This is a genomic window from Trichlorobacter lovleyi (assembly GCF_015239775.1).
Classification (GTDB): Bacteria; Desulfobacterota; Desulfuromonadia; order Geobacterales; family Pseudopelobacteraceae; genus Trichlorobacter; species Trichlorobacter lovleyi_B.
On record NZ_CP058409.1, the window covers coordinates 2,262,561 to 2,285,884 of the forward strand.

General features: G+C 54.3%; 25 protein-coding genes and 1 tRNA gene. 15 read left to right on the forward strand and 11 right to left on the reverse strand.

Annotated elements, in window-relative coordinates; all coding sequences use genetic code 11:
• Positions 1–144: 144 nt before the first annotated feature.
• From FY034_RS10390 to FY034_RS10455, 14 genes are all read left to right on the forward strand, one after another.
• On the forward strand, positions 145–2,181 hold the full coding sequence (locus FY034_RS10390; RefSeq protein ID WP_265550243.1) for a sensor histidine kinase: 2,037 nt from the start codon (positions 145–147) through the stop codon (positions 2,179–2,181).
• Positions 2,174–2,581, forward strand: coding sequence for a response regulator (locus tag FY034_RS10395; protein ID WP_265550245.1), 408 nt, complete (start codon positions 2,174–2,176; stop codon positions 2,579–2,581). Before FY034_RS10390 ends, FY034_RS10395 begins: the two co-directional genes overlap by 8 nt.
• Positions 2,578–3,072: a response regulator gene (locus FY034_RS10400; protein ID WP_265550247.1), complete on the forward strand. Its 495-nt coding sequence runs from the start codon at positions 2,578–2,580 to the stop codon at positions 3,070–3,072. The genes FY034_RS10395 and FY034_RS10400 overlap by 4 nt, the downstream gene beginning before the upstream one ends.
• Positions 3,073–3,087: 15 nt before the next feature.
• On the forward strand, positions 3,088–3,948 hold the full coding sequence (locus FY034_RS10405) for a sigma-54 dependent transcriptional regulator (protein ID WP_322573243.1): 861 nt from the start codon (positions 3,088–3,090) through the stop codon (positions 3,946–3,948).
• 403 nt (positions 3,949–4,351) lie between these two features.
• Complete coding sequence (locus tag FY034_RS10410; protein ID WP_265550249.1) at positions 4,352–5,002, forward strand: TetR/AcrR family transcriptional regulator; 651 nt, start codon at positions 4,352–4,354, stop codon at positions 5,000–5,002.
• A 92-nt stretch (positions 5,003–5,094) separates the two neighbouring features.
• Complete coding sequence (locus FY034_RS10415) at positions 5,095–6,315, forward strand: hypothetical protein (RefSeq protein ID WP_265550251.1); 1,221 nt, start codon at positions 5,095–5,097, stop codon at positions 6,313–6,315.
• Between the two features lie 15 nt (positions 6,316–6,330).
• On the forward strand, positions 6,331–7,050 hold the full coding sequence (locus tag FY034_RS10420) for a cytochrome C (RefSeq protein ID WP_265550253.1): 720 nt from the start codon (positions 6,331–6,333) through the stop codon (positions 7,048–7,050).
• Between the two features lie 29 nt (positions 7,051–7,079).
• Positions 7,080–9,209 (forward strand): C-type polyheme cytochrome OmcB, encoded by a 2,130-nt coding sequence (locus FY034_RS10425; RefSeq protein ID WP_265550255.1) that lies wholly within the window; start codon positions 7,080–7,082, stop codon positions 9,207–9,209.
• 127 nt (positions 9,210–9,336) lie between these two features.
• Entirely contained in the window at positions 9,337–9,771 is a 435-nt protein-coding gene (locus FY034_RS10430) for a hypothetical protein (protein ID WP_265550257.1), read from the forward strand.
• Between the two features lie 345 nt (positions 9,772–10,116).
• On the forward strand, positions 10,117–10,962 hold the full coding sequence (locus tag FY034_RS10435) for a DUF3108 domain-containing protein (RefSeq protein ID WP_265550259.1): 846 nt from the start codon (positions 10,117–10,119) through the stop codon (positions 10,960–10,962).
• 95 nt (positions 10,963–11,057) lie between these two features.
• Positions 11,058–11,462 carry a type II toxin-antitoxin system VapC family toxin gene (locus tag FY034_RS10440; protein WP_265550261.1) on the forward strand — a complete coding sequence of 135 codons (405 nt, stop codon included), beginning with the start codon at positions 11,058–11,060 and terminating at the stop codon, positions 11,460–11,462.
• 2 nt (positions 11,463–11,464) lie between these two features.
• On the forward strand, positions 11,465–11,725 hold the full coding sequence (locus FY034_RS10445; protein WP_265550263.1) for a FitA-like ribbon-helix-helix domain-containing protein: 261 nt from the start codon (positions 11,465–11,467) through the stop codon (positions 11,723–11,725).
• 98 nt (positions 11,726–11,823) lie between these two features.
• A complete protein-coding gene (locus FY034_RS10450; RefSeq protein WP_265550265.1) occupies positions 11,824–13,422 on the forward strand; it encodes an AAA family ATPase in 1,599 nt (532 codons plus the stop codon).
• Positions 13,419–14,111, forward strand: a complete 693-nt coding sequence (locus tag FY034_RS10455; RefSeq protein WP_265550267.1) for a hypothetical protein — start codon at positions 13,419–13,421, stop codon at positions 14,109–14,111. Before FY034_RS10450 ends, FY034_RS10455 begins: the two co-directional genes overlap by 4 nt.
• Before the next feature lie 137 nt (positions 14,112–14,248).
• Here FY034_RS10455 and FY034_RS10460 read toward each other — a convergent pair whose 3' ends face one another.
• The 11 genes from FY034_RS10460 to FY034_RS10510 all read right to left on the reverse strand — a co-directional run bounded on the left by FY034_RS10460 (position 14,249) and on the right by FY034_RS10510 (position 22,598).
• Positions 14,249–14,797 (reverse strand): HD domain-containing protein, encoded by a 549-nt coding sequence (locus FY034_RS10460; RefSeq protein WP_265550269.1) that lies wholly within the window; start codon positions 14,795–14,797, stop codon positions 14,249–14,251.
• Positions 14,798–14,800: 3 nt separating this feature from the next.
• Entirely contained in the window at positions 14,801–16,339 is a 1,539-nt protein-coding gene (locus FY034_RS10465) for a mechanosensitive ion channel family protein (RefSeq protein WP_265550271.1), read from the reverse strand.
• 1 nt (position 16,340) lies between these two features.
• Positions 16,341–17,255: a dihydroorotate dehydrogenase gene (locus FY034_RS10470; protein WP_265550273.1), complete on the reverse strand. Its 915-nt coding sequence runs from the start codon at positions 17,253–17,255 to the stop codon at positions 16,341–16,343.
• A gap of 1 nt (position 17,256) precedes the next feature.
• Positions 17,257–18,078, reverse strand: coding sequence for a dihydroorotate dehydrogenase electron transfer subunit (locus FY034_RS10475; protein ID WP_265550275.1), 822 nt, complete (start codon positions 18,076–18,078; stop codon positions 17,257–17,259).
• On the reverse strand, positions 18,068–18,526 hold the full coding sequence (gene rimI / locus FY034_RS10480; protein ID WP_265550277.1) for a ribosomal protein S18-alanine N-acetyltransferase: 459 nt from the start codon (positions 18,524–18,526) through the stop codon (positions 18,068–18,070). Before rimI ends, FY034_RS10475 begins: the two co-directional genes overlap by 11 nt.
• Before the next feature lie 139 nt (positions 18,527–18,665).
• Positions 18,666–19,697, reverse strand: coding sequence for a UDP-3-O-(3-hydroxymyristoyl)glucosamine N-acyltransferase (gene lpxD / locus FY034_RS10485; protein WP_265550279.1), 1,032 nt, complete (start codon positions 19,695–19,697; stop codon positions 18,666–18,668).
• Positions 19,698–19,884: 187 nt separating this feature from the next.
• Positions 19,885–19,959 (reverse strand) — tRNA-Gln (locus FY034_RS10490).
• Between the two features lie 40 nt (positions 19,960–19,999).
• Positions 20,000–20,554, reverse strand: a complete 555-nt coding sequence (locus FY034_RS10495; protein WP_265550281.1) for a 2-oxoacid:acceptor oxidoreductase family protein — start codon at positions 20,552–20,554, stop codon at positions 20,000–20,002.
• 14 nt (positions 20,555–20,568) lie between these two features.
• Positions 20,569–21,312, reverse strand: a complete 744-nt coding sequence (locus FY034_RS10500) for a thiamine pyrophosphate-dependent enzyme (protein WP_265550283.1) — start codon at positions 21,310–21,312, stop codon at positions 20,569–20,571.
• Positions 21,313–21,324: 12 nt separating this feature from the next.
• The gene (locus tag FY034_RS10505; RefSeq protein ID WP_265550287.1) at positions 21,325–22,386 is read right to left on the reverse strand and encodes a 3-methyl-2-oxobutanoate dehydrogenase subunit VorB; all 1,062 of its coding nucleotides are present in this window, start codon (positions 22,384–22,386) and stop codon (positions 21,325–21,327) included.
• Complete coding sequence (locus tag FY034_RS10510) at positions 22,383–22,598, reverse strand: 4Fe-4S dicluster domain-containing protein (protein WP_265550290.1); 216 nt, start codon at positions 22,596–22,598, stop codon at positions 22,383–22,385. The genes FY034_RS10505 and FY034_RS10510 overlap by 4 nt, the downstream gene beginning before the upstream one ends.
• A gap of 182 nt (positions 22,599–22,780) precedes the next feature.
• On the opposite strand from FY034_RS10510, the gene FY034_RS10515 reads away from it, so the two are divergent.
• Positions 22,781–23,305, forward strand: a complete 525-nt coding sequence (locus tag FY034_RS10515) for a MucR family transcriptional regulator (RefSeq protein ID WP_265550291.1) — start codon at positions 22,781–22,783, stop codon at positions 23,303–23,305.
• Positions 23,306–23,324: the final 19 nt, after the last annotated feature.

Genomic DNA, 23,324 nt, shown 5'->3' on the forward strand with positions numbered 1-23,324 from the left:
GGGATCAATGTGCAAAGTCGTAGAACAGGTTAAAAACCGGATACATTCCATGGGGATCAAATTTCGATTCCAGCTCAGCAATGCCTGCAGGGGGCTGCCAAAGCGAGTACCCTGCCCGTACATTGAGATAACGGGTGAAACCATATGAGCCATGCCGCAAACATCCGCAGCCGGATACTGATTCCGTTGTCTCTGACCTTTCTGGTGCTGCTTTGCAGTTTCCTCTACAGCGCCTTTGCCATCCGGGGCGCCGGGATTGCCAATGAGCTGGAGCGGGAACATGGTGAAACCATCTCCATCTTTAAAGGGATGCTGTCAGCCAGAACCAGGCTGATGACAGCCGCTGCCGAGATCATACTCAAGGACCCTGCGCTGAAGCAGGCCATGCGCAGCCGGAACCGCGCTGGCCTCTACGCCGCAGCCCTGCCCTACCAGCGCAAACTGACAACCAACGATGTCACTCATTTCTATTTTCACACTCCCGACTCCAAAAACTTTTTGCGGGTTCACCAGCCGGACCGCTACGGAGACCTGATCAACCGGGATTCCATGCAGCGTGCTGTGGAGACCGGTGATGCGGCCGATGCCCTTGAGATGGGCCCCTTCGGCACCCTGACCCTGCGGCTGGTCATCCCCTGGCATGACCAAAGCGGCCTGATCGGTTATCTGGAACTAGGAACAGAGGTCAACGACATCCTTGACGATCTTGCCATTATTAACAACATTGACTATCTGGTCGTGCTCAACAAGGAGCTGCTGGACAAAAAGACCATGGCAACAGGCTATGCCTGGGTGGGAAGAAAAGTCGACTGGGAGCGTTACCCGGATAAAGTCGTTATTGCCCAGTCGATTCCAAGCATTCCACCGGCACTGGACCACCAGCTCGCAGAGGAAACAAAGAAGCTTTCCCGCAGCAGGGCCTGGAACAGCGCAGCACTCGGTAACCAGCACTACGCCTTCAGAACCTTTCCCTTTCACGAATCAAGCGGCCGCGAAATCGGAAACTTCATCCTGTTATATGACATAACCAATCAGACACGAAGTTTTCACCACTTCATCATCTATTCACTCTGCTTCAGTTGCGGCATATCGATCATACTGTTCATGTTTGCCTGGAAGATCCTGGGGCGCGTTGAGCAGACCATCGAGGAAACCCGGCAAAAATTATCAGAGGAAGTGGACAAGACCTCTGAAGCCAACAACCTGCTTGAAACTGAGATTGCCGAACGCCAGAAAGCAGAGGAGGCGCTTGTCCATCTGAATAGCCACCTTGAAGAACGGATTGCGGAGCGGACCAGACACCTTGAAGCAGCAACCGAAGCGCTTGAACTGGGACGGCATGAGCTGGAAAAGGCCTATGCAGAACTGACCTCACGGCAGGCGATTATCCTGCATCAGGACAAAATGGCCAGTATCGGTCTCCTGGCTGCCGGGGTGGCCCATGACATCAACAATCCGATCGGTTTTGTAACCAACAACCTGGAAGAGCTCAGTATCTACCTGACCCGGCTTCAGGCGTTTATTGAAGAGCAGCAGGCCATAATCCAGGCCACCGCCTCCCCTGAAGAGCTGAAAAAATTGCACGAAGACTGGAATCAACTGGGAATTGATTACATTCTCGATGATTTTGGAGCGTTGATTGCAGAGTCATTGGAGGGGGCAACCCGGGTCAGCGACATTGTCAAAAATCTGCGCAACTTCTCCCGTGTCGATGACTTTGCCTTCAAGCAGGCTGATATCAATGAGTGCCTGGAAAACTCAATCAAGATCACCCATCATGAATTGCGGCATAAAGCGCAGGTACATCGGCAGTTTGGCGAGATTCCAAAAATTTTATGCTGCCCGCAGCAGCTGAACCAGGCCTTCATGAATCTGCTGGTCAATGCTGCCCATGCCATTGACAAACGTGGCGACGTAACACTTAAAAGCTGGTCTGATGCAGACTCTGTGCATATCTCGATCACTGATACCGGATGCGGCATTCCGGAGAACCTGCAGCCACAGATATTTGAACCGTTTTTTACCACCAAGGAAGCTGGCAAAGGAACCGGCCTGGGACTCAGCATTGTTGCTGACATCATCAAACTGCACCAGGGAGAGATCAGCGTGCAGAGCCGGCCGGGTCAAGGAACAACCTTTACCATTACACTGCCAACAAGGCCCGAGGTCGGCGATGCCTGACACGCTGCGACTACTCTGTGTTGACGACGAGGAGCATATCCTTAAAACACTGGCGCGGTTCTGTCATAATGAAGGGATCACCCTGCTGACTGCCGGTTCAGCCGCCGAGGCCCTGTCCATACTGGAACGGGAGCCGGTCATGATTGTCATCTCCGACTACCAGATGCCGGAAAAAAACGGACTAGACTTTTTGAGTGAAGTCCGTAGCAAATGGCCAGAGATCGTCAGGATCATGTTGTCCGGCTTTATCGAGCCAAGCGCGGTCAGCCAGGCATTGCAACAGGGTGAAATATTTGGTTTTCTGCCCAAGCCCTGGCAACGAAGTGACCTGAAAAACCTGATTCAAACCGCAGCCGTCCAGTACAAGGCCGGCACTGCCACAGAAAGAACTCCCAGATGACGGTAGCCACCCGTATCCTGTTTGTCGATGATGAACCTGCCTATTGCCGTATTTTCAGCAAACGGATCGGTGCTGACCCCCGCTTTCAGGTTGAGACCGCCGGGAGCGGCCCTGAAGCGCTGGCGCGTCTGCAACAGTCTCCGGCCGACATTGTCATTACCGACCTGAGCATGCCGCTCATGGACGGCATTGAACTCTTAAGTGAAATCAAAAGCCTGTATCCCCAGATCTTTATCCTGATCCTGACCAGTGATGACAGCACCTCGCAAGTCGTCAAGGCAATGAAGGCCGGGGCCTATGACTACCTGCTGAAGCCCTTTGATTTTGAAATGGTTGAGCGGGCGATTGAGACCATACTGTCTCATAAGGCCGCCATACTGGCCGGTCTCTGTCCGGAATGCCGGGACGGGGAGCAGTATTGCTTTGAAAACCTGATCGGCCAGGACCGCAAGATGTTTGAGATCTATGAAATGATCAGCCAGGTTGCCTAGACCAGCGCCACCGTACTGATTACCGGTGAAAGCGGTACCGGCAAAGAGCTGATCGCCTCTGCCATCCACGCCAAGAGCACCCGCAAGGACAAGCCGTTTATCCAGATCAACTGTGCTGCCCTGACAGAAGGGCTGATCAGCAGCGAACTCTTTGGCCATGAAAAAGGCGCCTTTACCGGCGCCGTGGCCAGAAAAAAAGGGCTCTTTGAGCAGGCCTCCGGCGGCACGCTGTTTCTGGACGAAATCGGCGACATTTCCCCCACCACCCAGGTTTCACTCCTGCGTATCCTGGAACTGGGCACCTTTCAGCGGGTTGGCGGCACTGAGACCATCAAGGCCGATGTGCGCCTGATCTGCGCCACCAACCGGGACCTGGCCGCTGCCGCCCGGGAAAAACAGTTCCGCGAAGATCTGTATTACCGCCTTAATGTGGTCTCCCTGCAGGCCCCTCCCCTGCGGGACCGGCGATCAGACATTCCCCTGCTGGTACGCTACTTCCTGGAGCGTTACTGCAGCCTGAACAACAAACAGCTCGATGGCGTCACCCGTGATGCCATGACCCTGCTCTGCAACTATGACTGGCCGGGCAACTGCCGTGAACTTGCCAACATCATTGAACATGCAGTCATCTTCAGCCGTGGCAGAACCCTTGACAAAGACAGCCTGCCAACCCAGCTCAGAACATCAGACAGCCACTCCAACGGACTCACCCTGAACCTTGCCACATCGACCCTGGCTGACGCCGAAAGCGCCCTGATCAAAAAGGTGTTGGAAGAATCCAACTGGAACCTGAAAAAGGCAGCCGAACTACTGGATATTGCACGCGGTACCCTCTACGGAAAAATGGAAAAATACCATCTCACCAAGCCGGCCTGAAGCCTGCCTACCACACTGCCGCAAACTGGACAAACGAAGATCAACACACCCAACACAATGTATTAATTACATAAACACCAAGCTGCAACCAAACAGTGTCGGGATTTGAACACCGCCTAGTATCAACATACCAGTCTAAAATCATTAACTAAATATCCAACGCCCACGTTCCGCCTCTAACTTATGTCGGATATTGAACAGATTAGAACATCTGTCCGATTCTGAACAGTCCAACCTGCTGAACAAAACCTGCTAAACAGAATTTTAAATCTGTAAATCAAGCTAGTTGCCTCAAGCGGCATAGTTGTTGCTCAATTGATTAACCAAATTGCACAACTACGCGAATAAACTAATTAATATTATTTAATCCAACTCCAGCATACAGCCAACGGAAACGAGTACGATGACCAGAATCCCATCCACAACCGGCAATCCCAAGCACCGTCAGGCAAGCGACAAGGATACCGCTTCAACGGCGGAGCGGATTATTACAGCGACCCAGGTGCTGTTATCATCCCGCTGCCTCCATGCCATCTCGATTCGCGACATCGCCTCTGCAGCGAACGTCAACAGTGCCCTGATCTCGTACCACTTCAAGAACAAGGAAAACCTGTACAACACGGTGGTTGCCTCACTGTTTCAGGCCTATCAACAGCAGGTCGTCTCCGCATTTACTACTGAAGGCGACATCCGCGAAACAATCGGCACGGTCTGCCACCGAATCGCCTCTTTCCACAGTTCAAATCCCTGCATGCTCATACTGTATTTCAGGGAACTCACCAACCCTTCACCGGCATACAAAACAATCATTCAACCCTGCATCAAAGAAGCCTCGGATAAATGTGTCGCCATGATCAACGCCGGCATCCGCGCCGGAGTAGTTTGTCCAACAACAAATCCCCGCCATGTCACACTGTCACTGGTGGGGATGGTCAATTACTTCTTCATGACCAGACAGATCATGCAGGACCTTGCGCTGGAACCAGCCAACAACGTTAGCGAATATATCGATTTTGTTATCAAAACAATTTTAAGCAAGATCATTGCAGATTAACCCGGTCTGTACTGACACCCTATACAAAGGAGAGGAGGCAAAAGCTGTACCGCAAACAGTTGAAACACTTACATGGAAAGGAGGTTCGCTAGATGGGGTACAAAAATGGAATACTCCGCATAATGTTGGGCGGGACACTGCTGCTTTCAGCAGCATCTGTTCAGGCTATTGAACTACATGGCCGGGCATCAAGCCAGTATCTGTGGTTCAACAGCATCTTTAATGGAAAGAAACAGGCAGATTTCGCACAGTTGCTAAATTTCTCCTTATCCGACATTGACCCTGACAAAAAACTAACGCTGCAGGGCTACGGCCGTATCAGCCAAGATGTAATGAATGGCAATGGTTTTGAAGGCCGTCTTTTTTATCTGTATGCAGATTATCGCGATCTGTTCAATAAAATCGATATCAGGGCCGGTCGCCAGTTTGTTAACTACGCTGCCGGCAGCGCCCTGGTTGACGGCGGCATGGTGGATCTTAAAAATGTCGGGCCAGTAGCATTTTCAGTAATGGGCGGCCGCAACGTGGTCTATGGAATTGACCGTGAACTGACCAGGGCAGGCGATACAGTGTTTGGTGGAGCAGCCACCCTGACCGGCTTTCCCGCTACAAACGCAGAGCTCAGTTACTTCTTAAAACAGGATAGTGACGGGGTTGCACGGGAAACTATCGGAGCGATGTTTAACCAGTATCTGTTTGGAGGTTTAAAACTCTATGGCAACACCAGATTTGATACTGCCAGTGAAACTTTTGAAGAGGTATTGGCAGGCGTCAAATACTTTGCCACGACAAACCTGGTGTTGACCGCAGAATGGTTCCAGAGCTACCCAACCTTTGACTACACCTCAATTTACTCGGTTTTTGCCGTGGACCGCTATCAAGAAGGGTCTTTCAGGGCAGATTACACCATCAATGACATGTTTGCCGTGCGCGGTGCCTACAAACGACAAGATTTTGGCGAGAATACGGCCGGCGACGTCTACGAGGTTGGACTAAAAATCCGCCCGTTTACCTCTTTGATGTTTGATCTGGCCTATGACCGCCGTCAAGGGTACGCAGGCAGCCTTGACGGTTTTACCTTTGATGTTCAGTACGACGTCAAGCCCAACCTTCAATTGGCAGGCGGAATGGCCTACGACGTCTATCAGAAGGACAGCATGACCGGAGATACCACCTCGCAAACCTACTGGTTGGGCACCCGCTACAAACTGAATAAGGCTATCTCGTTTGATGCACGAGTACAGGACAACGTTGATGTATGGAAATTCAAACATGACTGGTCAGGTCGAGTCGCCTTTAACTACGACTTCTAGAAAGGGGGGATTATTGTGAAAAAAGTTTTTTTCATCTGCGCATTACTCATCTATGGCCTGTTGATATTCAATCAGCAGCAGTCCAGTGCAGAGAAGATGTCGCATAAAGAGTACGCCAAGCTAGAGCTCAAAGACTGCAATGAATGTCACAAGGCTCAAGGCATCCCCCTGTCCCATGACAACGACTGGGCCGGAAAACACCACCAGAATACCGACTGGATGGGTGAGCACCGGGCAATAGCCGGCAAGGGTGGTGCAAACTGTGTTGAATGTCATACCCAGGCATTCTGCAGCGATTGCCATTTTGGCGGTGGCGCTGATGTTGAACTGCGTAAAAACAGTTTTCAACAAAACTATGTTCCCAAGAATCACCGCAGTGATTTCATCAGTATCCACCCGATCAAGGCCAAGGACAATCCCCAGACCTGTACCCGCTGCCACAATCAGAAGTACTGCAGCGACTGCCATGCCCGCTTCCCCAAGGGCTCTCTGCGGATCAAGTCTCACAACCCACTGGGGCAGAATGGACAAAAGTATTGGGCAATGGATCACAGCACTGAGGCCCGTAGAAACCTGATGTCATGCCAGACCTGTCATCCCAGCGGCGATGTCTGTATTCAATGCCACAGCAGCGGCAAGGTGCGACCGCACCCACGTAACTTCAAAGCAGGTAATTTTAGAGACAAGACCAATGGCAAGATGTGTCTTAAGTGCCACTTGCCAGGGACCTATTAACAACCCATCACAACAAGGAGGAAAAGAGTATGCAGATACGAAGATTAGCCATGACGCTGTTTTGTGCGCTTCCCATGGCAGCACTGATGTACGGCTGCGGCTCGTCCAGCAAAGAGGGATCAAGCTCTTTATCTGACGTAGCAACCGTTGGCGACACTGCCTGCATCCAGTGTCACAGCTCTCTTACAGAACCACTTACAGGGGAAAGCCTTATAACCCAGTATCAGCAAAGCTCACCGCACAATGCAAATGGTGTCGGCTGTGAGGCCTGCCATGGTGGTGGCACACAACACAATGGCGTTGGCCCAATACCTTATCCAATTCCAGATGCCAATCGCTGTGCAACCTGTCATAATGGCCTAATCGCCCAAGCTACCAATGCAAACACAGCCTTTGAAACATCGAATCATGTTGATGGGACTCCTTCCCACACCTCTGGCGTCTGCGTACGCTGCCACACCCATGAGGGCGCTGTACTCTCCAACAAGAGTGGCTTCACCGGTGACGGTACCGTGATTGATGGTGGTGTATACCTGCCTCCCGCATATACAGGGGCATACACCGGCATCAAGTGCGAAACCTGCCATGAGCATGGCGGCGGGCTGCGCAGTATTATTGCAAAAGACACCTTGGGCAGAGATGTTGCCTGGAACCCCAGCAAGACCAGTGGCGCAAAAAACAACCAGTTCAATCTCTGCACCAGTTGCCACACCATGTATGACTACACAGGCAACAAACTTTTGGCTGATGGTATCATCACTGTGAATGGCGCCCTCACCGGTACAGTTGGACACCATACTACTAGCTGGTACCGGATGATTGCTTCAACTCACTTTGACGACCCTTTAACCACAACAACAATTGAAGGCTACAACATCCGCAAAAACGGAGCCACCCCCTGTTTTGATTGCCACGGTCACGAAGCAAAAACTGGCACACGGTATGGAAATACGACAACTCCTTCAATTCACACCGACTGGGCACAGTCAGGTCACGCAGGGAAGTTGCTTGCCAACAAGTATGCCTCAAACGGCGGAAGCCCTACTGTCGCATCCGTATTTTCTGCTGGCGCAATTGAAGCAACCGGTGCTGCCTGGGTTCATTACGACTGGGATGCAACCACAACGGTTACCGCAGGTGTCGCAACACCTAACCGTGGTGCCTGCCAAAAATGTCACACCGCAACCGGTATTTCAAACATGCTTAATAACCCTGATACCTATGACAATACCGGTGCAGGTAATGACTTCACACATCTCTCAGGCTGGAAAAAGGCCACCGCAACTGCTTCAACCGTTTCATCAGGCCAGAATGAAGTATTGTACTGCTGGGGCTGCCACAGCAACGCCGGCAAAGGCACCCTGCGCAACACCACCAAAGCTGTGCTTGATTTCACCTATCAATCACAACCTATCGTCATTACCAATGCTGGCAAATCAACCGCCTGCGTAACTTGCCACGGCGGTCGAGGTAACGTTGAAAGCCCACGCAGCACCAGATTCCAGGGGCACCACGCTCCGACTGCTGGCTTCATGTACAATGAGAAGACTCATATGGGTTATGAGTATGCTGGCAAGGATTACTCCAACGCCACGACCCACTTCCAGCATGACACCATCGGTGCAAATGCAGATGGTCCGTGCGCAAGCTGCCATATGGGCAACAAGAGCCATACTTTTGCAGCTGTTACTGAAACCGCTGGTACAATTACCGGCATTACCAACCAAACGCTGTGCAACACTTGCCACACCGTTGGCGGCCCCTATGAAATGACCGCCACCAAGCTTGAAGAAGAGAAGCTTGGCTACCAGCAGGCAAGCACCATTCTGAACAACTATGTTAACAACGTGTACACAAACCCGATCAACCACGCTGTAAGTACTGCCGCGGCCGATTCGGCACAGCCGTACTATTACCTGAACGTATCAAATGACGTGTACGGTGCTTTCCAAAACGCCAAGATCAGTGCTGACGAGCCAGGTGCTTATGTTCACAACCGCACCTATGTCAAGCGCCTGATCTTCGATTCCATCGACTTCATGGATAACGGTGTTCTTGATGGCACGATTACCCTTTCCTCGGCGATGATGACTGCCTATCCTGACGCAGTCGCCTGGTTACGTGCAAACGCTACAACCGGTGTAGCATCACGCCCGTAGGTACAAGGAACCAGTTCCCGGAGGCATCGCGCCTCCGGGAACAACTTAGTTACAACGTGGTGTACCGCAACGGTACTGCTTGGCCGCCCCCGTACGGGGGCGGCATTTTTTAGCAGCGGAGATTTACATGATAAAGCTCGCAATTGTTGTAGCAGTTAGTTCTATAAGCCTGATTGGTGCCCAAGAGCAGCCAAAACCTGAGAGTACTACTGCGCCACAAACCATAACCTTACCGGCTGGACACCCACCAATTAAAGCAGGACAAACTGTTCCAAAAGTTGATGCTCACGCTAACATGAAGGCGGCCACACTGCCCGACAACGTGCCAACCACTAAGGCGACCGTACTACAGACCATTGATGCTGATGTCTACACCTATATTGAAGCTAAAGCAGCCGACAACAAGACTATCTGGCTGGCACTACCAAAAGTTACTGTGTCAAAAGGCACCACAATTGAATATCCAACCAAGGCCTTTGCTGTCACGAACTTCACCAGCAAGACCTTAAAAAAGACCTTTGATAATATCCTCTTTGTTGAAGGCATTAGAATTGTTAACTAACAGTACCTTTTCATGACTCCGCTTCCTCTTGTACAGGAAGCGGAGCCTAATAAGGTAGTCATGAAAAATTCTGCCACCCCATACGCAATGCACCGCAGCTCACGCTTCCTGGCAATCTGTATTCTACTTTCTTTACTGGGACATGCCTTTGCGAGCGTCATCCTGGAACGATTCGGTACCTTTTATTTTGGTGCAGCCATAACGCAGCCAGCCGTGGTTATGGTTGATCTGACTTCCCCCAAACAGAAACCTTACAAAAAACAAATTGCTACAAATGTTTCACCGCTAAAGAAACCAGCCAAGCCAAGCCTTTCCTCAAACGTACCCGTTGCTCCAGCAGCGTCAATGCAGCCGCTTGTGCATGCCATAGCAAAACCAGAGGCTGATCATGCACCTGCCAAGCCTCAGCCAGCGATTCAGCCGAGCGCTGCACAGGCTCCTGCAGCAGCACCGCCACAGCCCGCCCTTGCCTCTCCTGAAGATATTTTTGTTAAAGGTGACAGTATTGTGGCGTTACTGCAGGAAAAACTGGTCTATCAGCTTAGCCTTTCTGGGGTACCGGTGGGCAGTGCTCAACTTGAGGCAAGCAACAACAATGGAGAGGTTCGGATTCAATCAACCATCCGCTCAAATAGTGTCGTTTCTCCCATCTATACCGTTAACGACAGTACCGACACCCGCCTGATCAAAGGCCGTTTCCTGCTGACTCGTATCAAACAACAGGAAGGATTGTTCAAGAGCGACACCGGCTTCACCATCATGTACCCAGACCGCAAGATCTTCTGGGTTGACCGGCTCAAAAAACGTTACAGCAATGAACCGCTTGAATCATTGGATACGCTGGATTTTGTTTCCGGCTTTTATTTCCTGCGACAAAGAACACTTAAGATTGGCGATAAGTTCTCTTTGAAGCTGTATGATGGCGATACCACAACCACAGCGCCAGTTATTGTGCTACGCCGAGAAAAACTGTCGCTACCCGGTATGCGGAGTGCTGACACACTGGTAATACAACCTGCCTTTGCTGAAAGCGGTTTTTTCAGAAATAACCGTGACCTACTGGTCTGGTTCACCAATGACGAAAACCGTGTGCCGGTACGTTTTGAAGCAACCACACCAATTGGCCGGGTTGTGGCAGAGTTGGTCTCATCAGAGAGGATCATGCAGCCTGTCAGCCATTCTGAAAAATAATCATTAATCCTATCTTGACATTGACTCCGTACACACGTGCATGCATAATATGCATGCACAATATCATCATAAGCATCCACCTTTGGAGTCAGTAGATGCAGCAACTAATCATCGATACAAATATCTACGCTGCCTTTAAGCGCAACGACCCTGTTGTTCTTGGCATATTGCGACAAGCTGAAACCATAGCGGTAAATACCGTTGTGCTTGGTGAACTACTGGCAGGTTTTAAAGGGGGAAACAAAGAGGCACTCAACCGTAAGGAGCTTGATCTGTTTCTGGATACACCGCGTGTACAATTTTGTGCCGTTGAGGAAACAACTGCGGAGTTCTTTGCACTTATATTCAACAATCTTAAACAGGCAGGAAAACCTATTCCCGTTAATGACATCTGGATTGCTGCATCAGCCATGCAACATGGACGAACCCTGTTAACGCTAGATAGCCATTTTTCATATATTGCCGGACTTTCACTGCATCCGGCTTTAGAAAGGAAGTAAAGATGGCAACCATGACCTTGCGAGGTATTGATGACTCTCTCGCACAAACCTTGAAAGAACTGGCCCGAAATCAAGGAGTCAGCCTTAATACACTTGCTTTACGTCTGATCCGTGAGGCAACTGGTAATGACAAACGAAAAAGAACGGCCGTCCACCATGATCTTGATTGTCTTGCCGGTACATGGAACGAAGAGGATGAAGCTGCGTTCAGACATGCTGTTGAACCATTTGATATGATTGATACTGAGATCTGGAAACAATAAGGATGTATGCCCGTTGTTCACCAACTCGCTTTCCCTCGGTAAACGTCCGGACAGTTTTTCAACCGTTCTACCTAACACCGGAATAACAGATAAAAACCATGTACTGTACCTACTTCGGACTGAAAGAACGCCCCTTTACCCTTACCCCGAACCCGGATTTCATCTTCCTGGGCAAGGCCCATCAGGAGGCGTTTGCCCACCTGCTGTACGGCATTGACCAGAAGGCCGGCTTTATTGCGTTAACCGGTGAAGTAGGAGCCGGAAAAACCACGGTCATCCGCACCCTGCTGACCCGGCTTACCCCAGAAACCCACGCCACGGCCCTGATCCTGAACCCGATGCTCTCTTCACTCGGCCTCTTGAAGACGATCAACCGGGAATTCGGCATCTCTGATAACGGTGATGAACCGGCTGAACTGGTGGAGACGTTGAATCAGTTTCTGCTGCTGCAAAAAGCGGCACACAAGACCGTGGTGCTGGTCATTGATGAGGCCCAGGATATGGAACCGGCGGTACTGGAGCAGGTCCGGCTGTTGTCGAACCTTGAGACCGCCACGGAGAAACTGATCCAGATCATCCTGGTCGGCCAGCCGGAACTGGAAACACTGCTGTCCCGTTCCGAACTCCGCCAGCTGAATCAACGGATCACCGTGCGCTATCATCTGACCCCCATGGATGCAGCAGACACGCGCGACTACATCGCCCACCGCCTGAGGGTGGCCGGCGGCACCCCGGAGATGATACGTTTCAGCACCGGCGCGGTGCAGGCGATTCACTGCTTTGCCGGTGGACTGCCCCGCCTGGTGAATGCTGTTGCCGACCGTTGCCTCCTGATCGGCTATACCGCGGAGAGCCGCCAGATTGAGGCCGCTCAGGCCCGGCAGGCTGTCTGCGAAGTAGCCCCTGCCGAAGGACGGCGCACCCGGCGGCGCACCCGGATGCTGGCAACGGCCGTTGCCGCACTCCTGCTGGCTGCTGCTGTGCTGGCCGGCATGGTCTATCGCCGCCCGGCCCCTGCCCCCCCGGTTGCGGCAGCTACCCTGCAACAGACCGCCACACCGCTGGCCCTGCTCCTGCAACGGCTTGACGAAGGCCGCAGCAGCCGGGAGGCCTATCAGACCGTACTGAAGGCCTGGAATATTGTTCCGCCCGCATCGGTACTCCCTGACAGCTCCCTTGAACGGTCACTCAAACAGGCCGGCCTTGACATCTTTCGCTACACCGGGAATCTGGGGGGGCTGTCGCGAATCGGCTATCCCGCGATCCTGGAACTGTCCCTGCCAAACAACCAGAAACGCTATCTGGTGTTTGGGGGTCTAAGCAGTGAACAGGCCTTGGTTGCCACTGAGTCAGGCAGCCTGACAAGGGTCTCAACAGCCGCGCTTGAGCAGGTCTGGACCGGTCGTGCGCTGATCCCCTGGAAAAACCTGCTGGGGCTGTCGGTACCGGTCCCGTACCTGCCCAACCACACCCAGCGTGAGCTGCTGGCACGCCTGCTGGTCTCAGCCAGGACCTGGCCGCCAAACCAGCCGGTCATCACGGAGGGGGCGGTGCGGGAAGCGGTCAAGCTCTTCCAACAATCACAACGAGTTGAAGCAGACGGGGTTGCCGGTGGGCAGACATTGCTGCTCCTGTACCGTCAGGCACCCGACTTTAAGACTCCAGTCCTGAAGAAAGCAGAGAAAACCGATCCATGAGCAATATTCTTGAGGCACTGCGCAAGGCACAAGACGAAAAGAGCAGGGCAGCTGATCAGACAATCACCGGACGCGAGGCCCTGATTGCGCACCGGACAACCCGCAGCTGGGCCGGTGCGAACAAGCGGGTCATCTGGCTGGGCTGTTCCGGCGCTGTGCTGCTTGCGATAGTGGGCTGGCTGCTCTATGGCCCGTCAAAACCTGCTTCAGAACCCAAGGCGCCCCTGACCGCAGCAGCACCTATCAACATGCCGGCTGAACCGCCTCTGCCACCACAGCAGGCGCCGCCGGCACCGCAACCCGCGCCTGCCGCGTCCGCAGTACCGTCGCCAGCCCCTCCGGCCATTCAGGCCCCTGCGCCACTACCCGCAGCGCCTCAGGCCAATGATGATGAGGAACGTTCTCCGAGCCGGAGACACCGCACCGCAGCAAGCCCTCCCGCAGTTGCTGCCAGCCAGGCAGCGCAGCCTTCCCGCAGCGCAGAAGCGACCATTTCAGGTGTTCCTGAAGGGGTAAAACTGACCGGTATCGCCTGGCAGGACAGCCGTAAAATGCGCAGGGCGGTGATCAATGATGTGCTGGTTGGTGAAGGGGCTGTTGTTGCAGGGGCAAAGGTGCTTGAGATCAGACCGGCGCTGGTGCGGTTTGAAAAAAACGGGACAGTCTTTGAGGCGGCACTGCCGCGCTAGCAAACGGTTAAGGCCGTCACGGGGCAACATGGCTGCAGGACGCAGAGCGTACAGCGACTGAGGCATAACGACTAGTGCGGCAAAGGGCGGACTACCGCGCAACGCAGCAGACAGGCTTCACAGTACCTGCCGACGCGTCACGAACCGGCGCTGAACTCCCGCTGCCAGGCATCAAAGATGGCAACCTTGTCATCACCGAATTTTGCCAGGTTTTTTCTGATCTTTTCCACTGGCTTCTCCTTTTCAAGCCGCTCGGGATGCTTTGAAAAAAAGAGATCAGCATAGCAGATGATCCGCTCCGCCAAGGTTTCAGGGGTCATATCCCGCTGCGGCAGCGGCAGGTTCTGTCTGGTTATGTCAGTGATCGTGAGTCCTACCCCGGTATGACGCTCACAGATCAGGGCGTGCAGCGGCAAGCCTTCTGCATCGAGCAGCTCACGTCCCAGCAGACCGTGCCTGATGTACGGTTCTTTGCCATGACAGGCAATATCCGGTGCATCAACCCTGCAGACACCGATATCATGCAGATAGGCGGCCTCTATGACCAGGCGGCGGGTATCAGGGTCTGCGTTGACGGCAGCACAGGCGGAAAGGGCCTTGCCAGCCACCATCCTGCCATGGGTCATCAGGATCTCAACGGTCTCAGGACAACAATAACGCTTCAGCAACTCCTCGACTGCCAGCATCGCCTACCCCTTTCCAAAGAAGTCCCTCAGCCGCTTCAGGTAATCAACCGGGCTACGTTCATCAACAACGGAATCCAGCTGTCGCTCCTGCAGTTGCCGGTTGCTTGCAGTATGCCGCGACAGCGCCTCTCCCAGCCGCTCCATCAGCTTGTCGTTGCTGTCCAACAGGTCGGCGATGGCCGGTTTGGAAAGTTCTGCCAGGATCGCCTCGCTGTGGGCCCTGACCGTGGCCCGGCGGGGTTCGCCGGTCAGAAGCGACATCTCGCCGAACATCCTGCCCTGGCCAAGACGGGCCACTTCTTTCCCATCAACCTCAACCGCCATCTCGCCACGCAGCACGAAAAAGAGCGAACTGCCTGCATCCCCCTGCCTGACCGCGGTCTCGCCGGGTGAAAAGGGTTGCATCCGGGCAGCTTCAACCAGATGGGCAAGCTCATCAGCAGTCAGCACATCAAACAGATGTGACTGGCGTATCCCTGCCAGAATCTCATCACGCTGATTGGGAAACGACTCCTTAAGCGCCCCGGTAACCAGTTGACGATGGGGAAAGGGAAAGCTCCAGCCGGCGCGATGAACCGCGTACCAGGCCTTGGTCTGCAGTTCCGACAGGGCCTGGTTGCGCTGGGCCGGATCTGCCAGCCAGAACTTGAGCAAGTAGACAATGCTGCTGTCAGCCATGTTCTGAAGCCGGACGGCCGGTGCCGGTTCAGCAAGCACCAGCGCATCCTCCTGTAAAACCTGCAACAGCAGCGCCTTGGCCTGTTCAGGAGGCAGTTCATAGGGCAGACCGATGGTCAGGGTCAGGGCGGCCCGTTCCTGGGCCGCTTCCCTGAGCGAGCCGTGGGTGGTGACCACGCTCTGGACCACCACGGTATTGGGTACCAGCACCTGATTGTTGTCCAGTGTCCGCAGGGTGATGTAACGGAAGCCGACGTTGACGATCTCGCCAAACAGGTTTTTTTCAGGAATCGAGATCCAGCTGCCCCGGGTCATCAGGGGGTCGATCTGGACCGTAAAGCCGTAAAAGGCATTGGAAAGCGTGGTCTGCATGGCAAAGGCGATGGCGGCAGTCAACACCGTGGTGGTGGTGATAACGGCAGACAGATCCACCTGAAAGACCAGCCGCAACGAGGCGATCCCCGCCGCCAGATAGACTGCCAGGCGGATGGCGTCCCGCAGCAACATCGGCACATCGCCATGACGCCGCAGGCAGAGGATCATGTCAACCAGTATGTAGATCACCAGCTTGGCCAGACAGATCAGGACGATCACGCTCTGGATACGGGCCAGGATCTGACGATAGTTGGGATAGCCGGTCAGGGTGGCCTCAAAATAGAGCAGCACCAGTCCCAGCAGCGACAACTTGAGCGCAGTGGGCGCCAGGGGCGAGAGCGGTTTGCCCTGCACCCGACGTACCACCGTCACTGTAGTAAAGAACAGGATCACCACCAACAGCACAACCAGCTTGTTGACCAGAAAGAAGTTCAGGTCCACCAGTGAGAGCATTCCCTGATTCAGCTGTTGTGCTGCTGTTGTCGCCATCCTACCCCTCCAGTGCGCCGATCAGGCTCCTGATATCAGCAATCCCCCGCTCAGCCAGCCACTGCTCCATCCCTTCGGCAATCTCCTGGGCGGCACCGGGGTTCACAAAACTGGCAGTACCGACCTGCACTGCCGTTGCACCGGCTAGGATGAACTCCAGGGCATCGGTTGCCGACATGATGCCGCCAATACCGATCACCGGCAGCTTAACCGCCCTGGCCACCTGCCAGACCATCCGCAGGGCAACCGGTTTGATGGCCGGACCGGACAGACCGCCGGTAACATTGGCCAGCACCGGCCTGCGACGTTCCAGATCAATCGCCATACCGGTCAGGGTATTGATCACCGACAGGGCATCGGCCCCGGCCCCTTCACAGGCCTGGGCCATTTCTACAATATCGGTCACATTGGGAGAGAGCTTGACGATCAGAGTCTTTTGCGTGGCAGCGCGACAGGCCGCAACCACACTGGCAGCGCAGCCCGGATCAGTGCCGAACACGATCCCGCCCTGTTTGACATTGGGGCATGAGATATTTACCTCAAGGGCGGCAACCTCGGGAATCGCATCCAGACGGGCAGCCAGCTCGGCATACTCATCCGGGGTATAACCGAAGAAATTGGCAATGGCCGGGGTATTCACGGAACGCAGGAACGGCACTTTTTTCTGGATAAAGGCATCAATCCCCACATTCTGCAGGCCGATGGCGTTCAACATGCCGCCGGGAGTCTCTACAATCCGCGGGGTGGGATTACCGGCGCGAGGCTTCAGGGACAACCCCTTGGTGACAAAGGCACCGATCTTTTCCAGATCAACATACTGGCTGAACTCTTCACCGTAGCCAAAGGTGCCGGAGGCGGTCATGACCGGGTTACGCAGCTTGAGGCTGCCGATCTCAACAGACATAGCAGGTCTCATGTCAGTTCCCCTCCCACTTCAGTTCAGCCGCCTCAAAGACCGGCCCCTCAGTACAGACACAGCGGTAGTCGGGGTTTTCAGCACTGTGTTCAGCCCCCTGACAGACGCAGCCCAGGCAGGCCCCCATGCCGCAGGCCATGTACCCTTCCAGGGAGACCTGTGTCGGAACATTGCGTTGCGCCCCAATGCCGGCCACCGCCTTCAGCATGCCGTGGGGACCGCAGGCAAAGATCTGGCCCTTGTTGGCGGTTGCATCCAGACGCTGCTCCAGCACCTTGGTGACCAGACCGCACTCCCCCAGTGAACCGTCTTCGGTCGCCGTGTAACACTCAACCCCCAGCCGCTCAAATTCGGTGATACAGAGCACGTCATCCCTGGTACGACCACCGGCAAACAGGCGTACCGGCGAATCCTTGACCAGCTCCTTGGCCAGCAGGTAGAGCGGGGCCAGACCGACACCGCCGCCAACAATCAGCTTCTCCTCACCGGCCGGGCCTTTCTCAAAGCCGGTCCCCAGCGGGCCGAGGATATCCAGAATATCGTTATCATGCAGGGTGGAGAGCATGCCGGTCCCCTTGCCCACCACCCGGTAAAGGATCTCCAGGTAGGGCTGGGGAGCGGCGCCGGTATAGGCAGGCTGCAGCGTTCCCACATCAAAAACCCCAAAGGGACGCCGGATCAACGGATCGATGGACGGATTGACCCGCACCATCACAAACTGGCCCGGTCTGGCTGCAAGCATCTCCGGTGGTGCCGTCATCCGCATCCGCCAGTAGCCGGGGGAGACCTCGGCATTGTCAAGAATCATGGCCTTAAACTGCATTCACATCCTCCTCAACGAGGTTTTTATCCATTAACAGGGCATCAACGCCCTGTTCGTAGTACGCCTTCCTCACACCGTTTCTGACAAACCCGAACCGTTCATAGAGGGCAATGGCCGGGGCACTGGTGGCCCGTACCTCAAGCCGCAGCAGCGTTGCCCCTTGCCGGACCGCCTCATCACAGGCCCAGACCAGCAGTGCGGCGCCTATGCCGCTGCGCCGGCAGGCAGGATCAACCGCCAGGTCCAGAATTTCCGCCTCATCCAGCAGCACGGTCAGACAGAGATAACCGGCCACCCGGCCATCAAGCTCGGCAACCACCGGCGTGGCACGTTCCGAACCGATCTCTGCATGAAAATGCGCTCTGGTCCAGGCACGGGGGAAACAGGTCTGTTCAATCCGCAACACCAGATCAAGGTCAGACTCAGCCATGGGACGGATACGGATCATTGGGGTAGAATATCGTCAAGGATGTTGTGCGTAAACAAAAAAGGCACCTGCTGTGAGCAGGCGCCTGTTTTTTGTCTATCCCCGGCTGACAGGTGACGACCATCGATCAAACAGTACGGCGAGGTTGCAAAGCGGGAGGCTACTGCTGTTCTTCAACCCTCAACATCCTTTTTTCCAACCTAATCAGCTTTTTCTTCATTTCAGGCAGGTGCGGAAACACGGCTGCCGATTTCAGCCGTGTCTGATGTGCAATTGCCGGCGTGCCACTGAGCACGGCGCCTGCCTCGACATTATTAAACACGCCTGACTGTCCTGATATCATGGCATTATCACCAATCGTAAGGTGATCAACGATAGCGACCTGCCCCCCGAGGGTGACATGTTTTCCAAGCGTGGTACTCCCCGCAATCCCGGTTTGAGCAACAATCATACAGTCCGGGCCGATCTGGCAATTGTGCGCAATCTGGACAAGATTATCAATCTTGGTGCCCCTGCCGATACGGGTAACATCCAGAGCTGCCCGGTCAATGGAACAATTGACACCGATCTCCACATCGTCATCAATGATAACAATGCCAACCTGGGGAATCTTAAACCAGCCTTCTCCATCAGGGACATAACCAAAACCGTCACCACCAATAACGCTTCCGTTGTGAATGGTGACGCGATTGCCGATCCGGCAGCCTTCACGTACCGATACGCCGGCATGCAGGGTGACATCATCCCCCACTACCGCCCCTTCATACAAGGTGACATTGGCATGCAGGGTGACCCGCTTGCCCAGTTGAACACGGTCTCCAACACAGGCGCCGGGATAAATGCTGACATCCTCACCGATCACCACATCGGTACCGACATGGGCACCGGACATGATCCCGCGCGCAACCCGTGTACGGCTGGTAAAGAGGGTCAGGAGTTTGGCAAAGGCAAGATAGGGATCGGCTACCATGATGCCGTTTCGGCCACAGGTATCGGAGGAGGTATGAAATACTATTGCAGAGGCCCTGGTTGTCACGACCTTTGACGCATACTTCTCATTGGCGAGAAAGGTGATCTGGCCATCCCCTGCGTTATCCAGGGTACCCAGGCCGGAAATAACCAACGAAGGGTCACCAGTTACACTCCCCCCAAGATACTCAGCCAGCTCTGCAAGATTTCTAGTTAGAGCCATGGAGGTAGTCCTTTAACTGCCGTAGTTGAATTTAATTAGAACAACGTACACGTTTTCATCCGAGTTGAACAGAATAATAAAAAAGGCCCACCCGAGGTGAGCCCTGTGGCCTCTTGATCGCAGAAGAGCTGAAACGTGCCGGAAAAGAAAAAAGCACCTGCGATTGCTCGCAGGTGCTTAATTTCTATGGCAGGGGTGCCAGGATTCGAACCTAGGAATGCCGGAATCAAAATCCGGTGCCTTACCGCTTGGCGACACCCCTAAAAAAGAGAAAAGTTAAATAGCAAACTATCAGCTGCGAGTCAAGCTTTTCGTGCAGAAAAAACTGCAGCAGCCCCCGCCTCAATCGCCTTGATGTTAGCCGGAATCAGTTTGTGGTTGCGTTCCGGCAGGGCATCCTGCAGTGCTTCCCGCAGTGATTCCAGGGCAAGGGCGCCGGTTGCAGCGGCATAGGCACCGCAGGCCACCATGTTGACCATCCGCACATCTCCCAGTTCAATCGCAATCTGGTTCATCGGCACGGCAAGCAGCTCCCGTCCCTCACACGCCTCCCCGCCCAGTTCAACCAGCGAGCTGTTTACCAGACAGATACCGCCCTGCTTGACCTTTGCGGCATATTTTTCAAAGGAAAGCTGATTCAGGATCACGGAGACAGAAGGTTCACCGACCACCGGTGAGCCGGTCTCACCATCGGCAAACACCACGGTACACATGGCTGCCCCGCCCCTTTTTTCCACGCCGTAGGCCGGAAAAAAAGAGACGTTTTTACCTTCACGAATGGCCGCATAGGAGAGCAGGTTACCGGCCAACAGTACACCCTGGCCGCCGTACCCTGCAAAAAAGACATCATAACGCATAGAATTTGCTCCAGTTACAGGTTTTCGTTATTTTTAAAGACACCCAGCGGGAAGTAGGGAATCATTTCACTCCCCACCCGCTCATTGGCTGCCAGCGGATTCATGCCCCAGTTGGTGGGACAGGCTGCCAGCGCCTCAATAAAGGCAAACCCCTTGCCTTCCACCTGATACTGAAAGGCGTTTTTGATGATCTTCTTGGCCTGCAGCACATTCCTGGGGTTGTTCAGGGCCACCCTGGCCGAGTAGGCCACGCCATCAAGATTGGAAAGCAGCTCCGCCATCTTGAACGGCTTGCCGTCATTGGCCACATCCCTGCCATTGGGTGAGGTCGAGGTCTTCTGGCCCGGCATGGTGGTGGGGGCCATCTGGCCACCGGTCATGCCGTAGGTGGTGTTGTTGACAAAGATCACGGTGATCTTCTCACCACGGTTGGCTGCATGGATGATCTCGGAGGTACCGATGGCAGCCAGGTCGCCGTCCCCCTGATAGGTGAACACGATCCGGTCGGGCCGGGCCCGTTTGACACCGGTGGCCACCGCCGGAGCGCGACCATGGGGAGATTCCACCACATCAATAGTAAAGTAGCCGTACAGGAACACCGAGCAGCCCACCGAGGCGCAGCCGATGGTCTTGTCGGCAATCCCGAAGCTGTCCATCGCCTCAGCCACCAGACGGTGGATTGAACCGTGGTGACAGCCGGGGCAGAAATGGGTCTGAACATCCTTCAAACTTACCGGTTTGGAAAATACCTGCTTCATATCCATTGGTCCTTAACAGAATTTCTTGATCTGGGTAAACAGTTCTTCCGGGGTGGGCAACGAGCCGGCCCCCGGCGGGCGGCCATAGAACTCCACCTCGGCATCCCGTGCCACAGCCAGGCGGACATCATCCACCATCTGACCGGTGGAGAGCTCCATGGTCAGCCAGCGCTTACAACGGGCCGAGAGCTCGGCATACCCCTTTTTCGGGAACGGGAACAGGGTAATTGGCCGCATCAGGCCGACCTTGAGCCCTTCTGCACGGGCCATTTCAACGGCAGTACGGGCGATGCGGGAGGTGCAGCCAAAGGCGGTCACAATCAGCTCGGCATCGTCGGTGGCAAACTCTTCCCAGCGTGACTCCTTGTCTGCCAGCTCCTGATAGCGGGCATGCATCTTCCAGTGAAACTTCTCCATCTCGCCATCACCCAGGTAGAGCGATTTGACCACGTTCTGCACACCACCACCGGTGCCACGCACGGCCCACTCCTTGGCAGGCAGGTCGGCCTTCGGCCGGGGATGGGGGACAATCGATTCCTTCATCTGCCCCAGCACCGAATCAGCCAGCACCATGGCCGGCATGCGGTACTGATCGGACAGGTCAAAGGCCAGCATGGTCAGGTCGTACATCTCCTGGCCGGAGTTGGGAGCCAGCACAATAATCCGGTAGCCGCCATGCCCGCCCCCTTTGGTGGCCTGATGATAATCTGCCTGGGAGGCATCAATACCGCCCAGTCCCGGACCGGAGCGCATGATATCAACAATCACGCCGGGCAGCTCGGAACCGGCCATGTAGGAGATCCCTTCCTGTTTGAGCGAGATGCCGGGGCCGGAGGAGGAGGTCATGGCGCGGACGCCGCAGGCCGAGGCCCCCAGCACCATGTTGATGGCGCCGATCTCGCTCTCCACCTGAATGAAGGTGCCGCCGGCCTTGGGCAGTTCACGGGAAAGGTACTCAGGAATATCGCTCTGGGGGGTAATCGGGTAGCCGAAATAACACTGCACCCCCGCTTCGATGGCAGCCATGGCAACCGCTTCATTGCCTTTGACAAACTTCCGTTTCAACGCACTCATTGTTTATCTTCCTTAAACACGGTTATGGCAACATCCGGGCACATCTCGGCGCAGAGACAGCAGCCGGTACAGTTTTCTGGGTTGCTGAATACTGCCAGGGTGTATCCCAGGGCATTGGGCTGACTGCTTAATTGCACCAGCTTTTTAGGGCAGGCGATGGTACAGAGCCCGCACCCCTTGCAACGTTCTTCTTCAATCACGATATACGGCATATTCACGTCACCTCAGACAAAGTCGGCATGTTGAAAGTTTTTTGTAGTACCAGAAGGATGTTAGCACGGTCAAACTTTTTTTCAGATCCACTTTCAGAGCAAAAGAAACTGCTTGATTTAATGAATGTATACTGTTAGATGAGAAAAGTTATTAATACTGGCATAGCATATATGGAGGAAACATGTCATCAATACTGGTTGAGTTAACGGCAAACATTGTATCATCTCACGCTGCAACAGTTGAAATGAGTTCCGATGAACTGTTACAAGAGATTCAAAAGGTCTATGCCGCACTCAAAAATCTCGACTCCGATCTTCCGGCTGCAGAAGAGGACGTTGCAAAAGAGGCTACACCTGCCATCGCCCCTAAAAAATCAATTCAGAAGGATCAGATCATCTGCCTGATCTGCGGCAAGGGCGGTTTCAAGACCCTTTCCCGCCACCTGAAGCAGGCCCACGGCCTGAAGGCCAGTGAGTATCGCAAACAGTTCGGTATCGCCAGTGGCACCCCGTTGGCTGCCAAAAACTACTCAGAAGCCCGGCGCCAGTCGGCGATCAACAATAATCTGGGTGAAAAGCTGGCCAAGGGTCGTGCAACCCGTATGGCCAACCTGGCAGCCAAGAAGGCGGTTGCGGAGGCACCTAAAAAGGCTGCTCCGGCAAAGGCCCCAAAAGCTGCTGCAGCTCCCCGGGCAAAAAAGAAATAACCCCATCTGCTGCATTGAC

Excerpts from the sequence above, each read along its gene's own strand:
- FY034_RS10390 (WP_265550243.1), top strand. The coding sequence starts at position 145 with ATGAGCCATGCCGCAAACATCCGCAGCCGGATACTGATTCCGTTGTCT.
- FY034_RS10395 (WP_265550245.1), top strand. The coding sequence starts at position 2,174 with ATGCCTGACACGCTGCGACTACTCTGTGTTGACGACGAGGAGCATATC.
- FY034_RS10400 (WP_265550247.1), top strand. The coding sequence starts at position 2,578 with ATGACGGTAGCCACCCGTATCCTGTTTGTCGATGATGAACCTGCCTAT.
- FY034_RS10410 (WP_265550249.1), top strand. The coding sequence starts at position 4,352 with ATGACCAGAATCCCATCCACAACCGGCAATCCCAAGCACCGTCAGGCA.
- FY034_RS10415 (WP_265550251.1), top strand. The coding sequence starts at position 5,095 with ATGGGGTACAAAAATGGAATACTCCGCATAATGTTGGGCGGGACACTG.
- FY034_RS10425 (WP_265550255.1), top strand. The coding sequence starts at position 7,080 with ATGCAGATACGAAGATTAGCCATGACGCTGTTTTGTGCGCTTCCCATG.
- FY034_RS10430 (WP_265550257.1), top strand. The coding sequence starts at position 9,337 with ATGATAAAGCTCGCAATTGTTGTAGCAGTTAGTTCTATAAGCCTGATT.
- FY034_RS10435 (WP_265550259.1), top strand. The coding sequence starts at position 10,117 with ATGCAGCCGCTTGTGCATGCCATAGCAAAACCAGAGGCTGATCATGCA.
- FY034_RS10440 (WP_265550261.1), top strand. The coding sequence starts at position 11,058 with ATGCAGCAACTAATCATCGATACAAATATCTACGCTGCCTTTAAGCGC.
- FY034_RS10445 (WP_265550263.1), top strand. The coding sequence starts at position 11,465 with ATGGCAACCATGACCTTGCGAGGTATTGATGACTCTCTCGCACAAACC.
- FY034_RS10450 (WP_265550265.1), top strand. The coding sequence starts at position 11,824 with ATGTACTGTACCTACTTCGGACTGAAAGAACGCCCCTTTACCCTTACC.
- FY034_RS10455 (WP_265550267.1), top strand. The coding sequence starts at position 13,419 with ATGAGCAATATTCTTGAGGCACTGCGCAAGGCACAAGACGAAAAGAGC.
- FY034_RS10460 (WP_265550269.1), bottom strand. The coding sequence starts at position 14,797 with ATGCTGGCAGTCGAGGAGTTGCTGAAGCGTTATTGTTGTCCTGAGACC.
- FY034_RS10465 (WP_265550271.1), bottom strand. The coding sequence starts at position 16,339 with ATGGCGACAACAGCAGCACAACAGCTGAATCAGGGAATGCTCTCACTG.
- FY034_RS10470 (WP_265550273.1), bottom strand. The coding sequence starts at position 17,255 with ATGAGACCTGCTATGTCTGTTGAGATCGGCAGCCTCAAGCTGCGTAAC.
- FY034_RS10475 (WP_265550275.1), bottom strand. The coding sequence starts at position 18,078 with ATGCAGTTTAAGGCCATGATTCTTGACAATGCCGAGGTCTCCCCCGGC.
- rimI (WP_265550277.1), bottom strand. The coding sequence starts at position 18,526 with ATGATCCGTATCCGTCCCATGGCTGAGTCTGACCTTGATCTGGTGTTG.
- lpxD (WP_265550279.1), bottom strand. The coding sequence starts at position 19,697 with ATGGCTCTAACTAGAAATCTTGCAGAGCTGGCTGAGTATCTTGGGGGG.
- FY034_RS10495 (WP_265550281.1), bottom strand. The coding sequence starts at position 20,554 with ATGCGTTATGATGTCTTTTTTGCAGGGTACGGCGGCCAGGGTGTACTG.
- FY034_RS10500 (WP_265550283.1), bottom strand. The coding sequence starts at position 21,312 with ATGAAGCAGGTATTTTCCAAACCGGTAAGTTTGAAGGATGTTCAGACC.
- FY034_RS10505 (WP_265550287.1), bottom strand. The coding sequence starts at position 22,386 with ATGAGTGCGTTGAAACGGAAGTTTGTCAAAGGCAATGAAGCGGTTGCC.
- FY034_RS10510 (WP_265550290.1), bottom strand. The coding sequence starts at position 22,598 with ATGCCGTATATCGTGATTGAAGAAGAACGTTGCAAGGGGTGCGGGCTC.
- FY034_RS10515 (WP_265550291.1), top strand. The coding sequence starts at position 22,781 with ATGTCATCAATACTGGTTGAGTTAACGGCAAACATTGTATCATCTCAC.